Source organism: Bradyrhizobium sp. ISRA430 (assembly GCF_029909975.1).
Lineage (GTDB): Bacteria > Pseudomonadota > Alphaproteobacteria > Rhizobiales > Xanthobacteraceae > Bradyrhizobium.
Window position 1 is genome coordinate 3,449,581 of record NZ_CP094516.1, and the last position, 16,819, is coordinate 3,466,399.

Annotated in this window: 13 protein-coding genes; all 13 read right to left on the reverse strand. The window is 65.5% G+C overall.

The features are described 5' to 3' along the window. Window positions 1-49 precede the first annotated feature (49 nt). Entirely contained in the window at window positions 50-1,372 is a 1,323-nt protein-coding gene (ftsA, locus tag MTX21_RS16495) for a cell division protein FtsA (RefSeq protein WP_280965832.1), read from the reverse strand. Then, window positions 1,369-2,382: a cell division protein FtsQ/DivIB gene (locus tag MTX21_RS16500; protein WP_280965833.1), complete on the reverse strand. Its 1,014-nt coding sequence runs from the start codon at window positions 2,380-2,382 to the stop codon at window positions 1,369-1,371. The genes ftsA and MTX21_RS16500 overlap by 4 nt, the downstream gene beginning before the upstream one ends. A gap of 348 nt (window positions 2,383-2,730) precedes the next feature. Beyond that, entirely contained in the window at window positions 2,731-3,717 is a 987-nt protein-coding gene (locus MTX21_RS16505) for a D-alanine--D-alanine ligase (RefSeq protein WP_280965834.1), read from the reverse strand. 89 nt (window positions 3,718-3,806) lie between these two features. Continuing rightward, window positions 3,807-4,724: a UDP-N-acetylmuramate dehydrogenase gene (gene murB, locus MTX21_RS16510; RefSeq protein ID WP_280965835.1), complete on the reverse strand. Its 918-nt coding sequence runs from the start codon at window positions 4,722-4,724 to the stop codon at window positions 3,807-3,809. Window positions 4,725-4,932: 208 nt separating this feature from the next. Next, entirely contained in the window at window positions 4,933-6,336 is a 1,404-nt protein-coding gene (murC, locus tag MTX21_RS16515) for a UDP-N-acetylmuramate--L-alanine ligase (RefSeq protein ID WP_280965836.1), read from the reverse strand. A 170-nt stretch (window positions 6,337-6,506) separates the two neighbouring features. Continuing rightward, window positions 6,507-7,607 (reverse strand): undecaprenyldiphospho-muramoylpentapeptide beta-N-acetylglucosaminyltransferase, encoded by a 1,101-nt coding sequence (gene murG / locus MTX21_RS16520; protein ID WP_280965837.1) that lies wholly within the window; start codon window positions 7,605-7,607, stop codon window positions 6,507-6,509. 113 nt (window positions 7,608-7,720) lie between these two features. Then, a complete protein-coding gene (ftsW, locus tag MTX21_RS16525; protein ID WP_280965838.1) occupies window positions 7,721-8,872 on the reverse strand; it encodes a putative lipid II flippase FtsW in 1,152 nt (383 codons plus the stop codon). A gap of 236 nt (window positions 8,873-9,108) precedes the next feature. Continuing rightward, window positions 9,109-10,509, reverse strand: a complete 1,401-nt coding sequence (gene murD, locus MTX21_RS16530) for a UDP-N-acetylmuramoyl-L-alanine--D-glutamate ligase (RefSeq protein ID WP_280965839.1) — start codon at window positions 10,507-10,509, stop codon at window positions 9,109-9,111. 10 nt (window positions 10,510-10,519) lie between these two features. Continuing rightward, window positions 10,520-11,623 (reverse strand): phospho-N-acetylmuramoyl-pentapeptide-transferase, encoded by a 1,104-nt coding sequence (mraY, locus tag MTX21_RS16535; RefSeq protein WP_280965840.1) that lies wholly within the window; start codon window positions 11,621-11,623, stop codon window positions 10,520-10,522. Window positions 11,624-11,755: 132 nt separating this feature from the next. After that, window positions 11,756-13,135: a UDP-N-acetylmuramoyl-tripeptide--D-alanyl-D-alanine ligase gene (gene murF / locus MTX21_RS16540; RefSeq protein ID WP_280965841.1), complete on the reverse strand. Its 1,380-nt coding sequence runs from the start codon at window positions 13,133-13,135 to the stop codon at window positions 11,756-11,758. Continuing rightward, window positions 13,132-14,589 carry a UDP-N-acetylmuramoyl-L-alanyl-D-glutamate--2,6-diaminopimelate ligase gene (locus MTX21_RS16545; protein ID WP_280965842.1) on the reverse strand — a complete coding sequence of 486 codons (1,458 nt, stop codon included), beginning with the start codon at window positions 14,587-14,589 and terminating at the stop codon, window positions 13,132-13,134. The genes murF and MTX21_RS16545 overlap by 4 nt, the downstream gene beginning before the upstream one ends. 83 nt (window positions 14,590-14,672) lie before the next feature. Continuing rightward, entirely contained in the window at window positions 14,673-16,427 is a 1,755-nt protein-coding gene (locus tag MTX21_RS16550) for a penicillin-binding protein 2 (protein ID WP_280965843.1), read from the reverse strand. Next, complete coding sequence (locus MTX21_RS16555; RefSeq protein WP_280965844.1) at window positions 16,424-16,816, reverse strand: hypothetical protein; 393 nt, start codon at window positions 16,814-16,816, stop codon at window positions 16,424-16,426. Before MTX21_RS16555 ends, MTX21_RS16550 begins: the two co-directional genes overlap by 4 nt. Between the last annotated feature and the right edge of the window lie 3 nt (window positions 16,817-16,819).

A 16,819-nucleotide genomic window follows, 5' to 3' on the forward strand; every position in this document is an offset into this window, starting at 1 on the left:
CCGGCGGCCGCGGGAGTTGGTGAATTTCGAAGATTGCGGAACCGGTTCATCAGAAGCCCTCGCGTAGCCATCGTCCAACCTTTCCGAAATAACCGCCGGTCCCTGTCCTGACCTGCTGCCGCGTATGTCGCGGTTCGACATGTTCGAGATGAACATATTGCGGGTAGACCAGAAGCCCGGCAGGCACCGCGAAGGCGGCGTTCTTCGCCTCGTTGGGCAGCCGGCCGAAGCCAAGCGGCCGTCCGACCCGAACCGGCCGGCCGAGGATCTGCGTTCCGAGTTCGACGAGACCGGTGAGCTGCGAGGCGCCGCCTGAGAGCACGACACGCCCCTTGGGTTCTGCCGCGAAGGGCGAATCCTTGAGCCGGTCCCGGACCATTTCGAAGATCTCCTCGGCACGGTGCTTGACGATGGTGGCGATGGTGGCGCGGGAGACGATCTGCGGCAGATCCTGCTCGTCACCGGCAGTCGGCACAGACATCAGCTCACGCGAGTCCGATCCGCCGGTGAGGACGGTGCCATATAACGTCTTGATTCGCTCGGCATCGGCAATCGTCGCCGAGAGTCCGCGCGCGAGATCCATCGTGATGTGTTGTCCGCCGACAGCAAAGCCCGCAGCATGCACGAAATGGCCGCCGGAATAGACAGCGATCGTCGTGGTGCCCGCGCCCATCTCGATGACGGCAGCGCCAAGATCGGCCTCGTCGTCGGTCAGCACCGACAGGCCGGCCACATAGGGGCTCGCCGCCATGGCTTCGACATTGATGTGGCAGCGCTCCACCGCCAACATCAAGTTCCGCGCCACATTGGCATCGCAGGTGACGACGTTCACGTCGACGCCGAACTGGCGAGCGATCATGCCGCGGGGATCGCGGATGCCCTTGACGCCGTCGAGCGTGTAGCCGACCGGAAGCGCGTGCAGCACGGTGCGGCCCTCGCCGGTGGCGTGGCGCATGCCCGCGGAGGTGACGCGATTGACGTCGGCCGGCGTGACCGCGCCGCCGCGAATGTCGGCCGCAGCCTCGACGAGCTGGCCGGCCAGCCTGCCGCCGGAGACCGACAGCAGCACGGACTCGACTTGCACCTTGGCCATCTTCTCGGCGAGCGCGACGGCCTGGCGCACCGCTTGCTCGCATTCGCCGAGATCGATCACCGCGCCGGCCTTCATGCCGCGCGCCTGGATCTGGCTGTAGCCGATCAATTCCACCGCATGAGTGCGGCCGCGCAGGGCTTCGCTCGGCGCCGACGGCTTCAGCCGCGCGATCATGCAGGCGATCTTGCTGGTGCCGATGTCGAGGCAGGCGACGAGGCCGCCGCGGTTGTGCGGCATCGGGCGGGTCTTCGGCGTCTGGGTGCGATCGAGACCGGTCATGCGGAATCCCCGGCCTTCTTCTTCGACTTCTTGTCCTTGAACTGCTCCTCGCGCGCCTTCGCGGCGTCGTCGGAGAGCTGCACGATCAGCCGATCCGGCAGGCGCATGTCGACCGCGACGATGTCGCGGGAGAACAGCTTTTCGTCCTTGTCGAGCTTGGACAGGGCCGCGAGCGCGTTGCCGACGTCCTGTTCGGGCAATCGAACGTCGAGGCCGTCCTTGAGCCTCAGGTTCCAGCGCCGCTCGCCGACGAAGATCGCGGCTTTGGTCACCGAATTGACCTGCGGATAGCGCGCCAGCAGCGCGAGGAAATCCCTTGCCTGCGTCTCGGCGCCCTTGCCGACCACGAGCGGCAGCGACAGGAAGCGGCGCGAGACATAAGGCTCGAGTACGGCACCGTCATCGGCGATCACGGAGAGCCGGCCACCCTCCTGCCACAGCGCGAACGCCTTGCGCTCGGTGATCTCGATCATGAGCTGGCCCGGATAGAGCTTCAGCACGGTCGCATCGGCAATCCACGGATTGGCCTTGAGCTTGTCGCGGACGTCGTCGGCGTCGAGGAACAGCAGCGAGGAGCGGCCGCTGACGCCGCCGACCGCGAGGATCTCGTCCTGGCTGAGCTGCTTGCGCCCGTTGATCACGACGGAGGTGATGCGGAAGCCGGCGGAGTTGGCCAGCGCATTGCGGGCGTCGCTGACGGCGGTGATGAAATCCTGGAGGTGGCCGCCCTTGACGATGCCGAAGCCGCAGCTTCCGATCAGCAGCAGCACGGTCATGCTGATCCCGACCCGGCGCGGCAGATAGCGCTCGACCAGCGCGACCACGCGCGGCGGCGGCTCGCGCACGACGACGGCCTTGGCCTTGATCTTGGTGGCAGCGCGCTTCTCGTCGCGCTTCTCCTGCATCCACTCGCGCAGAAGTACGACCGCTCCAACAGCGGCCACCTTCAAGTCAGCTTCGGGCCTCAGCGATCTGAAAAGCGACCGGGTGAGGCTGCCTGCACCATCCATTGCACGAGCTCGTCAACAGTTTGCCCGCGACATCGCGCGGGTCCTGGCGAACATGACGTCTCGGTCTTGCCGGGCCGGGTGCTGGTCTTCAGCAGAAGAAGCCTCTCCCGTTCAAAGCGTTCGCTGGAGGCGGGAACCCCGCAACCCCTCACGCGCCGGCAGCCAAAGCGCCATATGCGCCGCCAGCGTTAACCTTCGGACTTCCTGGTAAACAAAAGGTAAAATTCGTTAACGCGGGACGCTTTTTGCCCCGCTCTTTGAGGCATTTATGCCGCGATATCCGGCAATTTACCGGTTTTAGCCCCCAAACCGGGCGCTTTCGCCCGTCGGCGGATTAACCAATCCTAGTTATTTCCGCACCCGCCGCTCGGCGAGCGCGATCAGGCCGCGCAGGAAGTCGACGAACTCGATGCCCTCGGCCTTGAGCGCCTTGGGGTAGAGCGAGGATTTGGTCAACCCGGGGAGCGTGTTGGTCTCGAGATAGACGAGGCCCTTTTCCGCGACGATGAAGTCCGACCGCGAATAGCCGGTGCAGGACATCGCGCGGTGCGCCAGCATCGCCTGCTCCTTCAAACCGGCGGTGACCTCCGCCGTGAAGCGGCCGGGGCAGATCTCCTGGGTCGACTTCAGGAGATATTTTGCCGCGTAGTCGAAATTGCCCTCGCCCGGAATGATCTCGATCGGAGGCAGCGAGATGATCGAGCCGTCCGGCCGCTCGAGCACGCCGCAGGTTGCCTCGACGCCGGCAATATAGGGCTCGATGACGTATTCCTCGAGCTTCGCCGCATTGCGGACGGCAACGAGGTCCTGCTTGGCGTTGACGAAGATCAGGCCATAGCTCGACCCGTCGCGCGCCGGCTTTGCGATAAGCCGGCCGTATTCGGCGAAGGCCTCGTCGATGTTGTCGAGCGCGACGCCTGCCGGCGGCGTCACGCCGCCGAGCGCGGCAAAATGCTTGGCTGCGATCTTGTCGAAGGCAAGGTGCGAGGAGGCCGAGCCCGATCCGGTGAAGGGCACGCCGCGTGCTTCGCACATCACCTGCAATTCGCCGTTCTCGGCGCGGCCACCGTGCAAAGCGAGCACCAGCACGCGGTCCTCTGCCTTGGCCTGATTGAGTGCTTGCTCCAGCGGAACGCCGCGCGTGCCCGGTTTGAACTCGTCCTCGAAGGGACGGGCGTGCTCTTCGAGCTGTTTCGACGAGACGACATGCACCCTGTCCTGGATGTCCCAGAACCAGAGATCAGCCTCAGGCAGCGCCTGATGCAGCGCCTGGGCCGACGCGACCGAAACCAGACGCTCTCTATTGGATCCGCCGAACAGGATGGTGATGCGCATGTTTTCAGTTACCTATCCAGTCGTCATTCCACATTGCGCAAGCGCGCAATGGGGATGTGCCGTAAGGCGCAGGCCCGGAATGACGGTGATCATGGAATCCCAATCCGCTTGATTTCCCAGTGTAGCTCAATTCCGGAATTCGCCTTCACCCGTTCGCGCACGGTCTCGCCGAGCGTCTCGATGTCATGACCGCTGGCATCGCCCGTGTTGATCAGGAAGTTGCAATGCATCTCCGACACCTGCGCGCCGCCGACGCGCAAGCCGCGGCAGCCGGCGGCGTCGATCAGCTTCCAGGCGGAGTGGCCGGGCGGATTCTTGAAGGTCGAGCCGCCGGTCTTCTCCCGGATCGGCTGCGCGGTCTCGCGATGGCTCTGGACCTCGGCCATTCGCGCGCGGATCGCCTCCGCATCCCTGATCGCTCCGTGAAAGCGCGCGGAGGTGAAGATGATGGAGGGATCGACGCCGCTGCTGCGGTAGACGAACTTCATCTCGGCGTTGGAGAAGACGTGCTTCCTGCCGTCACGCGCGACGCCGGTCACTTCGACCAGAACGTCCTTGGTCTCGCCGCCATTAGCGCCGGCATTCATGCGCAGCGCGCCACCGATCGTGCCGGGAATACCGAAGTAGAATTCGAGCCCGCCGATGTTGGCACTCGCCGCCACCTCCGCCACGCGCTTGTCGAGCGCCGCCGCGCCGGCGATGACGACGTCGCCGCTCGCGCTCACTTCGCCAAACGCGCGCGGCGCAAGCCGGATCACCACGCCGGGAATGCCGCCATCGCGCACGATGAGATTGGAGCCGACGCCGACCACATAGACGGGAATGTCGCGTGCAAGATGCGCGAGGAAATAAGCGAGGTCGTCCTCATCCGCCGGCGTGAACAGCACCTGCGCAGGACCACCGACGCGAAACCAGGTGAGCTCAGCCAGCGACTGGTTGGCAAGCAGCCGCCCACGCAAGTCGGGCATCGCGACTTTGAGCTCGGGGGTGATGTCGGGGAAGCTCATGGGAGACCACCGCCCTTGCAAGAGTTCATCTCATGTAAGGGACGCACACTACTTCCGTTCCCTCCCCCCTTGCGGGGGAGGGTCAGGGAGGGGGGTAGCCCCAAGCGAGATCGGAGTTCGTGGCGCCCCCTCTCCCCCACCCTCCCCCGCAAGGGGGGAGGGAGTGCAGTGTGCCGTGCGGCAACGAAGGAGTTACACAAGCGCATGCTCACCCCAGCGCCTTCAAATCGCCGGGCAGCGCGTACGCCCATTGCGTGATGTTGCCGGCACCTAAGCACACGACGAGATCGCCCGATGCGGCGAGCCCCTTGACGATGCCCGCGAGATCGGAGGCTGCGGGCAGCGGGATCACCTCGCGGTGGCCGTGGGCGCGCAGGCCCGCGACGAAATGATCGCGGTCGACGCCGTCGATCGGCGTCTCGCCGGCGGCATAGACCTCAGCCACGATCACCGCGTCGGCGTCGTTGAAGCAGGTGCAAAACTCTTCGAACAGTGATTGCAGGCGGGTGTAGCGATGCGGCTGCACCACGGCGATCACCTTGCCGCCGTAGGAATCGCGCGCGGCCTTGAGCACGGCCGCAATCTCCACGGGATGATGGCCGTAATCGTCGATGATCGTGACGCCGTTCCACTCGCCGGTCTTGGTGAAGCGCCGCTTCACGCCGCCGAAGCTTGCAATCGCGCTGCGGATCTTGTCGTCGGAAATGCCGAGCGCATGCGCGACGGCAATGGCCGCTGTCGCGTTCGACGCGTTGTGCCGGCCGGGCATCGGCAGCGCGAGATCGGCGATCTCGTGGGTGGTGCCGGCCTTGCGGTCGCGGATCACCACCTTGAACTTCGAGCCGCCGCCACCGGCGGTCAGATCGACCAGCCGCGCATCGGCCTGCGGGCTCTCGCCATAGGTGATGATGCGGCGATCCTCGATCCTCCCGACCAGGCTCTGCACGACGGGATGGTCGATGCACATCACGGCAAAACCGTAGAACGGCAAATTCTCGACGAAATGGCGGAACGCGTCCTGCACCGCATCGAACGTCTTGAAGTGATCGAGATGCTCGGGATCGACGTTGGTGACGATCGCGACGTCCGTCGGCAGCTTCAGGAACGTGCCGTCGCTCTCATCCGCCTCCACGACCATCCAGTCGCCGGCCCCTAACCGCGCGTTGGAGCCGTAGGCGTTGATGATGCCGCCATTGATGACGGTCGGATCGAGGCCGCCGGCATCGAGCAGCGTTGCGACCATCGTGGTCGTCGTTGTCTTGCCATGCGTGCCGGCAATCGCGACGCAGCTCTTGAGCCGCATCAGCTCGGCCAGCATCTCGGCGCGGCGCACCACCGGAACGCGCCGTTCGCGCGCCGCCATCAGCTCCGGATTGTCGCGCTTGATCGCCGAGGACACCACGACGACCTCGGCACCGTCGACATTCTCCGCCTTGTGCCCGACCGAGACCTTGGCGCCCTTTTTGCGCAGACGTTCGACATTGTAGTTGTCCGAGGCGTCCGAACCCTGCACGGCATAGCCGAGATTGACCAGCACCTCGGCAATACCGCTCATGCCGATCCCGCCGATCCCGACGAAGTGGATGGGTCCGATCTCACGCGGCAGTCTCATATAGGTTCCTCACGGTCATCGTCCGCCTTGTGCGCCCTTGCGCACTGGGTCGGACGATCCAGTACTCTGCGAAGCCTGAGATTCAATTCAGCCTGCGCCGGTTACTGGATGCCCCGCTTTCGCGGGGCATGACAAGGGGCATTTTTGGTCATTCCGGGGCAGAACCGGCGTCAGATTCCCGCGACTTTGACCACCAGATCGGCCAAACGCTCGGCCGCGTCGAGCCGGCCGGCGCCGCGGGCGGCCTCGGCCATCGCGGCGAGCCGCGCCGGTTCGGCGGCGAACGCGGAAATCTCCGACGCCAGCCGGTCCGAGGTGAATTCGGTCTGCGGGATACGGATCGCGCCATCGACTTTGGCCAGCACGCCGGCATTGGCGAACTGGTCCTGGTCGATCGAGCCGGGCAGCGGCACCAGGATCGAGGGCCGCCCGATCGCGGCGAGCTCGGCGACCGTTCCCGCACCGGAGCGCGACACCACCAGATGGTTGGAGGCAAGCCGTGCGGGCAAATCCGTAAAGAACGGCGCGAGCTCGGCATTGATCTTGAGCTTGTCGTAGACGGCGCGCACACGCGTCATATCCTCCTCGCGCACCTGCTGGGTGAGGATCAGCCGGCCCCACAGCGCCGGCTCGAGCCGCTCGATCGCGCCGGGCACGATATCCGCCATGATGCGCGCGCCCTGGCTGCCGCCGACCACGAGCAGGCGCAGCGGACCATTCGGCTCCGGCGCGGTGTACTTTACGGCCGCTGCCGCGAGGATGGCGGGCCGCATCGGCGTGCCGACCGTCGTGGTCTTTCCGGCCAGCGCCGGATCGCGATCAAGCACGCCGGGCAAGGACGTCGCGATCGCGCGGACGCGGCGCGACAGGAAACGGTTGGCACGGCCGAGCACGGCGTTGGCGTCGTGGATGATGCCGGGCACGCCGGCCAATTTAGCCGCGACCAGCGGCGGCAGCGTCGGGTAGCCGCCGAAGCCGACGACGGCGACCGGCTTCAACCGCTTGATCAGAGCGAAGGCGGCCAGCGTGCCGCCGGCAAGCGTAAGGCCGGCATAGGCGAGCTGGAACGGGTTGCGGCCTCGCGCGGTCTCGCTGCTGACGACGTCGATCATGTCCTTGCTGAACAGCCCGCTGTAGCGCAGCGCGCGCTCGTCCGTGACGAGGCGTACGCGAAAGCCGCGCCGGATCAATTCGACGCCGAGCGCCTCGGCCGGGAACAAATGGCCGCCGGTACCGCCCGCGGCGAGAAGAATCAGGGGGGAGGTGTCCATGGGCCTCCTTTTACAGGCCCTCCGCCGTCATTGCGAGCGAAGCGAAGCAATCCAGAATCCCTCGACGGAGACATTCTGGATTGCTTCGTCGCTTCGCTCCTCGCAATGACGGGTTACGCGTAGCTGCGCATCGCCTCGGCGCGGCCGCTCGCCTCGACCTCGGTGCGCGGGCGCAGCCGCGTCAGCGCCAGCATCATGCCGACGCCGTAGGCCAGCGAGACGATCGAGGAGCCGCCATAGGAGATGAACGGCAGCGTCATGCCCTTGGCGGGGATGAGCTGAAGGTTCACCGACATGTTGATCGCGGCCTGCACGCCGAACAGGATCGCAAGCCCCGACGCGGCGAAGCGCGAGAACATGTCGTCATTGGCATAGGCGCGCGACAACGCGCGGATGACCACGAAGGCGAACAGCGCCAGCATGGCGAGGCACAGGATGATACCGAACTCTTCCGCGGCGACGGCGAACACGAAGTCGGTGTGGCTGTCCGGCAGGCTGCGCTTGGCAATGCCCTCGCCCGGTCCGAGCCCGAACCAGCCGCCGTTGTAGAAGGCTTCCATCGCGGTATCGACCTGGAAGGTATCGCCGGAGGCCGGATTCATGAAGCGCTTGATGCGACCCGCAACGTGCGGAACAAAAAGATAAGCGCTGAACAGGCCGGCAGCGGCGGCGCCCGCGAGGCCGAACACCCAGATCATGCGCATGCCCGCGATGAAGAACAGTGCGCCCCACACCATCAGGATCAGCATGGTCTGGCCGAAGTCGGGCTCCATGACGAGCAGCGAGACCAGCATCAACAGCAGCACCAGCGCCATCGAAGTTGCCGGCATTTCCGGCCGTTTTGTCGACTCCGCGAACAGCCAGGCCGCGATGACCACAAAGGAGGGCTTGGCGATCTCGGAGGCCTGGATGTTGACGCCGAGCAGCGTGATCCAGCGCCGCGAGCCCTTCACCTCCGGGCCGATCGCGAGCGTCACCACGATCAGGATGATGCTGATCGTAAAGATGATCAGCGCGCTGCGCCGGATCGACCGCGGCGACAGGAAGGAGACGCCGACCAGCACAATGAAGGATGGCGCCAGGAACATCACGTGCCGGCTGAAGAAATGGAAGGGATCGAGCCCGATGCGGGTCGCCACCGGCGGGCTTGCCGCCAGCGACAGGATCACCCCGGTCAACATCAGTGCCAGGATGGCGCCGAGCAGCGGCTTGTCGACGGTCCACCACCACTCGGAAAAGGGGGTGCGTTCTTCACGGGAGAGCATGGGCGACCGGCTTTCGGACAGAGGTTGTCCATTGGTCGCCGAGGTTGGTTTACGAGGGGTTAATGAATCGCGGATGTTTTGAGATGATCTCCGCTGGGGCCGCATAACACACCGTCATGCCCCGCGAAGGCGGGGCATCCAGTACGCCGCGGCTTCTCGGCTCAATCAACGTCTCTGGAATACTGGATCGCCCGCCTTCGCGGGCGATGACAGCACAGATTGCGCGAGCGCGCCCCTCACACCACCGGCTTCACGCCCGGCAGCGCCTGCACCAGCTCGCGGAACTTGGCGCCGCGGATCTCGAAATTGCGGTACTGGTCAAAGGAGGCGCAAGCGGGCGACAAGAGCACGACGGCATCGGTGAGGCCGGATGCTTCCGCCTCGCGCGCGGCGTGCTCGACGGCAATGTCGAGAGTCTGGCTGATCTCGTGCGGGACGTCGCGGCCAAGCGTGCCGGAAAATTCCTGCGCAGCCTCGCCGATCAGATAGGCTTTGCGGATGCGCGGGAAGAAAGAGGTCAGGCTGGTGATGCCGCCTGCCTTTGCCTTGCCACCGGCAATCCAGAAGATATCGGTGAAGGATGACAGCGCGTGCGCAGTGGCATCTGCGTTGGTGCCCTTGGAGTCGTTGACGAACAGCACATTGCCGCGGCGACCGACCTGCTCCATGCGGTGCGCCAGCCCCGGAAAGCTGCGCAGGCCGTTCTGCAGGACATCCTGACCGATGCCCATCGCGAGCGCGGCGGCCGCGGCGCAGGCAGCGTTCTGCGCGTTGTGCAGGCCGCGCAGCGAGCCGATGCCCCCGAGCATGGCGACCTCGCTGCGGGCGCCGCCGGAGGCGCGCACGATGGTGCCGTGCTCGACATAGATGCCGCTCGCCAGCGGATTTTTCACGGAGATGCGCTCGACCTTCTTGCCGACGCGGTCGAGCCGGTCGGCGATGTCGCGGCACCAGCCATCGTCGACGCCGACGATCGCGGTGCCGCCTGGCTGCACGCCGGCGACGAGGCGTTCCTTCACAGCGGCGTAATGCTTGATCGTGCCGTGGCGGTCGATGTGATCCTCGCTGACATTGAGCAGGATGCCGACCGAGGGATCGAGCGAGGGCGTGAGATCGATCTGGTAGGACGACATCTCGACGACGTGAACACGCCCCATGCGCGGCGGCTCCAGCGACAGGATCGCGGTGCCGATATTGCCGCCCATCTGCGTGTCGTAGCCGGCCACCTTGGTCAGATGCGCGATCAGCGCCGTCGTCGTCGACTTGCCGTTGGTGCCGGTGATGGCGACGAAGGGCGCGTCCGGCGCATGCCGCCGCCGCTCGCGGCAGAACAGTTCGATGTCGCCGATCACTTCGACGCCGGCCTCGCGCGCCTTCGAGACGCTCCAATGCGCCACCGGATGGGTCAGCGGCACGCCGGGCGCGAGCACAAGCGCCGCGAAATTCGCCCAGGACACGTTGCGTAAGTCAGCGGTGACGAAACCGGCCTGCGCGGCCTTGGCGACGTTGTCCGCGTTGTCGTCCCCGGCGATCACCTCGGCGCCGCCGGCCTTCAAGGCGTGGCAGGACGCGAGCCCCGAGCCGCCGAGGCCGAACACCGCCACCGTCTTGCCGGCGAAGGATGTAATGGGGATCATGATGGAGCCGTCACCGCAGCTTCAGCGTCGACAAGCCGGCGAGCGCCAGCATCACCGAGATGATCCAGAAGCGGATCACGATCTGCGGCTCGGTCCAGCCCAATTGCTCGAAATGGTGATGGATCGGCGCCATCCGGAAGATGCGCTTACCTGTAAGCTTGAACGACACGACCTGCACGATGACGGAGACCGCCTCCAGCACGAACAGGCCGCCGATCACCGCAAGCACGATCTCGTGCTTCACCGCGACCGCGATCGCACCCAGCATGCCGCCGAGCGCGAGCGAGCCGGTGTCGCCCATGAAGATCGAGGCCGGCGGCGCGTTGAACCAGAGGAAGCCGAGGCCCGCCCCCAGCAGGGCGCCGCAGAGCACCGCGAGCTCGCCGGTGCCCGCGACATATTTGATCTGGAGATAGTCGGCGAAGACCGCGTTGCCGGCGAGATAGGCGATCATGGCGAAGCTGGCGGTCGCGATCATGACGGGCACGATGGCGAGGCCGTCGAGACCGTCAGTGAGGTTCACCGCGTTGCCGGCACCGACGATGACGAAGGCACCGAAGATGACGAAGAACCAGCCGAAATGCAGCACGACATCCTTGAAGAAGGGAATGGCGAGCGCGGTGGATGAGGGATCGCGGTTCAGCCGCACCAAGGCGTAGCAGGCGACCAGCGCGATGATTGCCTCGATCAGCAGGCGAAGCTTGCCGCCGAACCCGCTCGTCGTCTGCTTGGTCACCTTGAGGTAATCGTCATAGAAGCCGACGAAGCCGAAGCCGAGTGTCACCGCGAGCACGATCCAGACGTAAGGGTTGAGCGGATTGGCCCACAGCACCGTGCCGACCGTGAGGCCCGACAGGATCATCAACCCGCCCATGGTGGGCGTGCCTTTCTTGGCGAGGTGCGACTGCGGGCCGTCGGTGCGGATCGGCTGGCCCTTGCCCTGGCGAATGCGCAAATGATCGATGATCCAGGGCCCGAACAGGAACACGAACAGGGCGCCGGTGACGATCGCCCCGCCGGTGCGGAACGTGATGTAGCGGAAGACGTTCAGGACGGTGCGCACCGCACCAAAGCCCGGAAATGTATTGGAGAGCTCGATCAGCCAGTAAAACATTCAGACGGTCCTATGGCGCCTTCGCGCGCGGCCTTGGCCTCGCGCATTCGCGGGTCTTCGTCATGGGTCGGGCGACCTCTAAGAAACCGGACGGCTTCGCGCCGCGAACGGGAACAGCGCCTTCCAAGCAGTTTACGCCTTTGCCTGCAAGGCGGCCACTAGCCCCGGTACAAACTTGTTGACCCAGAACATCTTCTTGCTGCCCTTGACAACCACCATGTCGCCTGCCTTCAGGAGCGCCGCAACATCGCTCGGCCTCAGCGTGGCGGGATCATCGTGCCAGCCGAGGCCCTTACCCGGCGGGAGCGCGTCGTAGAGGTGGCGCATCAAGGGGCCGACGCAATAAACGCCGTCGATGGCGTCGAGATATTTGGCAAGGCCGGTGTGATAGGCCGGCGCGTCGCCGCCCAGTTCCAGCATGTCGCCGAGCACCGCAATGCGGCGGCCGCCGCTCATCTGGCGTGCCGCGAGGCTTTGCAGCGCCGCGGCCACGCTGGCCGGATTGCCGTTGAAACTGTCGTCGATCACGGTGATGCCGTCGACGATCTGCTCGACGCCCCGGCCGGTCATGATGCCGACGCGATCGAGCTTGGTCGCGAGCGTTGCGGCATCGAGGTGCGCGGCATGGACCGAGGCAAGCGCGGCGAGCGCATTGTAGACGCGATGCGGGGCGCCCGGCGTCAGGCTGAACGATATCTGCGTCTTGCCGATCTCGGCCACGACCTGCCAGCTCTCGCCATGCGGCGCGTGCGTGAGCTCGCGCATTTCGGTGCCTTCGCCGAAGCGCACCATCGTTCCCTTCCATTCGGGCGCGGCGATCCCCGCCGGCAGCACCAGGACGCCGTCCTTCGGCAAGCCCAGAGCGATCGACACCTTCTCCCGCCGGATCGCCTCGAGCGAGCCGAGCTTCTCCAGATGCACGGGCTGGACATTGACGACGAGCGCGACCGTCGGCCGCGTCAATTCGCTGAGCCGCGCGATCTCGCCGGTCTGGTTCATGCCCATCTCGACGACCCAGAGGCTGGCATCCGGCCGCGCGTTGCACAGCGTCAGCGGCACGCCCCAGAAATTGTTGAAGCTCGACGGGCTCGCATAGGCGTTTGGATAGGCTGCGAGGAATTCCTTGGTGCTGGTCTTGCCCGCGCTGCCGGTCAGCCCGATCACGGGCCCTGCGAAACGCGCGCGTGCGGCACGCGCGAGGCCCCAGAGGCCGTCGATCAGCGTGTCCTTCACGATGATCTGCGGAATGCGGATGCCCGCGATCTCATGCGGCACGATCATCGCGGCCGCGCCGGCTGCTTCTGCCTTGTCGGCAAACTCCCAACCGTCACGCGCGCTGGCGAAGCTCGAGATGAAGCCGCCGGTCGGAGAGCCGCTCAGCGCGACGAACAGGCTGCCGGGCTTCACCAGGCGGCTGTCCTGGGTGACGAAATCGATTGGCGTATCGGGAAACGATCCGGCAACGCCCAGCGCACGCGCCACTTCGGCAACCGTCCAAATTGGCGCGCTCATGCAACCCTCGGCGCTAATGCAGCGGCAACCGCCTCGTGATCACTGAACGGCAGCACCTGGCCGCCGACGATCTGACCGGTCTCGTGTCCCTTGCCCGCGATCAGCAGGGCATCGCCGGCTTGCAGCTCGTCGATCGCGGTACGGATCGCGGCGGCGCGGTCACCGATTTCCCTGGCGCCCTTTGCGGTCGCGAGGATCGCGGCGCGAATGGCTTCCGGCTTCTCGCTGCGCGGATTGTCGTCGGTGATGATGACGCCATCGGCGTTCTCCGCCGCGATCTCGCCCATGATCGCCCGCTTGCCGGCATCGCGGTCGCCGCCGGCGCCGAACACGACGATGAGCCTGCGCCTGGCGTAAGGACGCAGCGCCTGCAACGCTTTCGCCAGTGCATCCGGCTTGTGCGCATAGTCGACGAAGATCGGCGCACCGTTGCGCTCGCCGACGCGTTCGAGCCGGCCTTTGGCGCCTTCGAGATGTTCGAGGCTTGCGATCACATTTGCCGCATCGCTGCCGGTGCCGATCGCAAGGCCGGCGGACACCAGCGCATTCTCGATCTGGAATGCGCCGACCAGCGGCAGCCGAACCGAATAGCGCTTGCCGCAATGCTCGATCGCAAGCTTCTGCGCAAAGCCCTCGACCTCGGCATCGACGAGGCGAATGCCCTCGCCTGCGCCATCGCCGTTGCAGCCGACCGCCATCACGCGCAAGCCGCGCGTCTTCGCTGCATTGATCGCTTCCGCTGAACAGTCGTGATCGGCGGAGATCACGGCCGCGCCGCCCGGCGGGATCAGCTCGCGGAACAGCCGGAGCTTGGCCGCAAGGTAATGCGCGACGGTCGGATGGTAATCCATGTGATCGCGCGAGAGATTGGTGAAGCCGCCGGCGGAGACGCGCACGCCGTCGAGGCGATACTGATCGAGCCCGTGCGAGGACGCCTCGAACGCGAGATGCGTGATGCCCTCGCGCGCGATCTCATCGAGCTGCCGGTGCAGCGCGATCGGATCGGGCGTGGTCAGCGAGCCATAGACCGTGCGCTTCGGCGAAACGAGACCTATGGTTCCGATGCTGGCGGAAGCATGCCCGAGCCGCTCCCAGATCTGCCGCGTGAACGCCGCGACTGAGGTCTTGCCGCTGGTGCCGGTGACCGCCGCGATGGTCGCGGGCTGCATAGGGAAGAATCTTGCCGCGGCGAGTGCCAGCGCGCGGCGCGGATTGGCGACTGCAATGAACGGCACCCTGCAGGTGGCAGGCGCCTGATCGCCGACTACCGCCACCGCTCCTGCGGCAGCCGCGGCATCGATGAAGCGCGCGCCGTCGGTCTTGCTGCCGGCCAGCGCGAAAAAAAGGTCACCGTGCCTGACCACGCGGCTGTCGAGCGCAAGCCCCGTCACATCGAGGCCTGCGAGGGCCGGCTCGATTGCGGCATCATTGCCTAAGACGTCACGCAGCTTCATGGTGTTCCAGTCGAGATGCCCTGCCGGAACGCCGAATCCTCGGAAAATACCGACTCAGCACCGCCAATGGGCCATCCGGTTGATTACTGGGTTGTCCTGGATGCTGCAAGAATAAGGCGGTCGGACGGCGGCAGGTCAAATCGTGGCTCGACACCCAAGAGCGGCGCGATACGGGCGATGACCTTGCCCCCCGTCGGCACAGCATTAAAGCCCGACGTGATGAAACCATACGTTTCCTGCAAGGGCTGTGGCTCGTCCAGCATGACGAGAATCTGATATTTCGGATCGTCGGAGGGCATGATTGCGGTGAAGGAGTTGAGCACCCGCTTCTTGGCATAACGGCCGTTAATGACCTTCTCGGACGTGCCGGTTTTGCCGCCGATATAGTAGCCGGGAACATCGGCCTTCTTGGCGGTGCCGATCTCGGCATTGAGCCGCATCAGATATCGCATCTTTTCGGAGGTCTCTGGCTTGATCACACGCTTGGCCATCGCCGACGCTTCCGCTTCGCTGCGTTTCAGGAATGTCGGTGGGATCAGGTAGCCACCGTTCATCAGTGCGTTGATGCCCATCACTGCCTGCAGCGGCGCCACCGACAAGCCCTGGCCGAACGCGATAGTCACGGTGTTCAACTCGCCCCAGTGGCGCGGTACCAGTGGTGCGGCGCTCTCCGGCAACTCGGTACGCAGCCGCGTCAACTGACCCATTTTTGCCAGGAAGGCCTTGTGCGCCTCGACACCCTGGCCAAGCGCGATCCGCGCGGCGCCGATGTTGGACGAGTAGGTGAACACTTCCTTGGTGTTGATGAAACGTCCGAGCGCGTGGCTATCGTGGATGGTGAACTTGCCGTAGTGCAGGTTTCCGCGTGCATCCCACATCGAGTTCAGGTTGATTTTGCCAGAATCGAGGGCCATGGCGAGCGTGAACGCCTTGAACGTCGAGCCCATCTCGTAGACGCCGGTGGTCAGGCGGTTGATGCGGTCGGGGTCATGCGCTTCCTTGGGGTTGTTGGGATCGAAGTCGGGCAGCGAGACCATCGCGACGATCTCCCCGGTCTTGACGTTGGAAATGATGCCCGAGGCCGCCTTCGCGTGAAACTTCTCCTTCGCCTTCAACAGCTCGTCGCGCAGTGCATGCTCGACGCGCAAGTCGACTGACAGCTCGATCGGCTTTTGCAGGCGATCGGTGGCAAAGCCTGCGCGGTGGAGATCGGCGAGCCCATTGTTGTCGAGCCACTTTTCCATGCCGGCGATGCCCTGGTTGTCGATGTTGACGAGACCGATGAGGTGGGCAACCTCGTTGCCGGTCGGATAGACGCGCTTGTTCTCGCGCAGGAAGCCGATGCCGGGAATGCCGAGCTTGTGGATGTCCTGCTGCTGCTTCGGCGTGATCTCGCGCTTCAGCCAGACGAACCCCTTTCGCGACGACAGGCGCTCGCGCACCTCGGCCTCGTCGAGATCAGGCACGGTGGCAGTCAGAAGCTCGATCGCCTCGTCCTTGTCGATGATGCGGCGCGGCTCGCCGAACAGGCTCGGCGCCTTGACGTCGGTTGCGAGGATCGCGCCGTTGCGGTCGACGATGTCGGGCCGCGCGGTCGCGACCACGTCCTGCGCCGCCGCGCGCCGCGCGCCGTGCGCATCGGCGCCGATCGCGAACATCACGAGCCGGCCGCCGATCAGGGCATAGATCGACGCGAAGGCGAGGATGGCAAGCCCGACGCGCGCGCGGGCCTTCGCGGCGCGGTCGACGTTGCGTCCGTAGAGCAGGCTGCGGATCAGCCGCTGGCGCCAAGGCTCGGTTGATTTCGCGGTGGGTTTTGCGGGCGTCGCCGGGCTCATTGCTTGTCCTCGCCCTGAGACACGGAGCCCGTCACCGCGTCGGGATCGCTGGCGGCTTCGATGGTGTTGATCATGGACCCGATCGGATCGGGCTCGCCCGGCCGGAACAGGCGCGGCGGACGCTCCGGCAGATTCTTCAGCGAGTCATATTGCGTGGCGTTGATCGGCTTGAGCGGCAGATGGCGCTCGGTCAGGCCCTGCAGACGCAGCGGCGCATCGAGCTTGGCCCATTCGGACCGCAGCGCCGCGATAGCATCGCGCTGCTCGCGAATCTCCGCGTGCAGCCGCAGCACCTTCTCGGTGCGGGCGGTGGAGTCCATCTTGATCCGGTAGACATAGGCCGCCGCGAAGATCAGCGCGCCGATGACAAGGAGGTGGATGATGCGCATGCG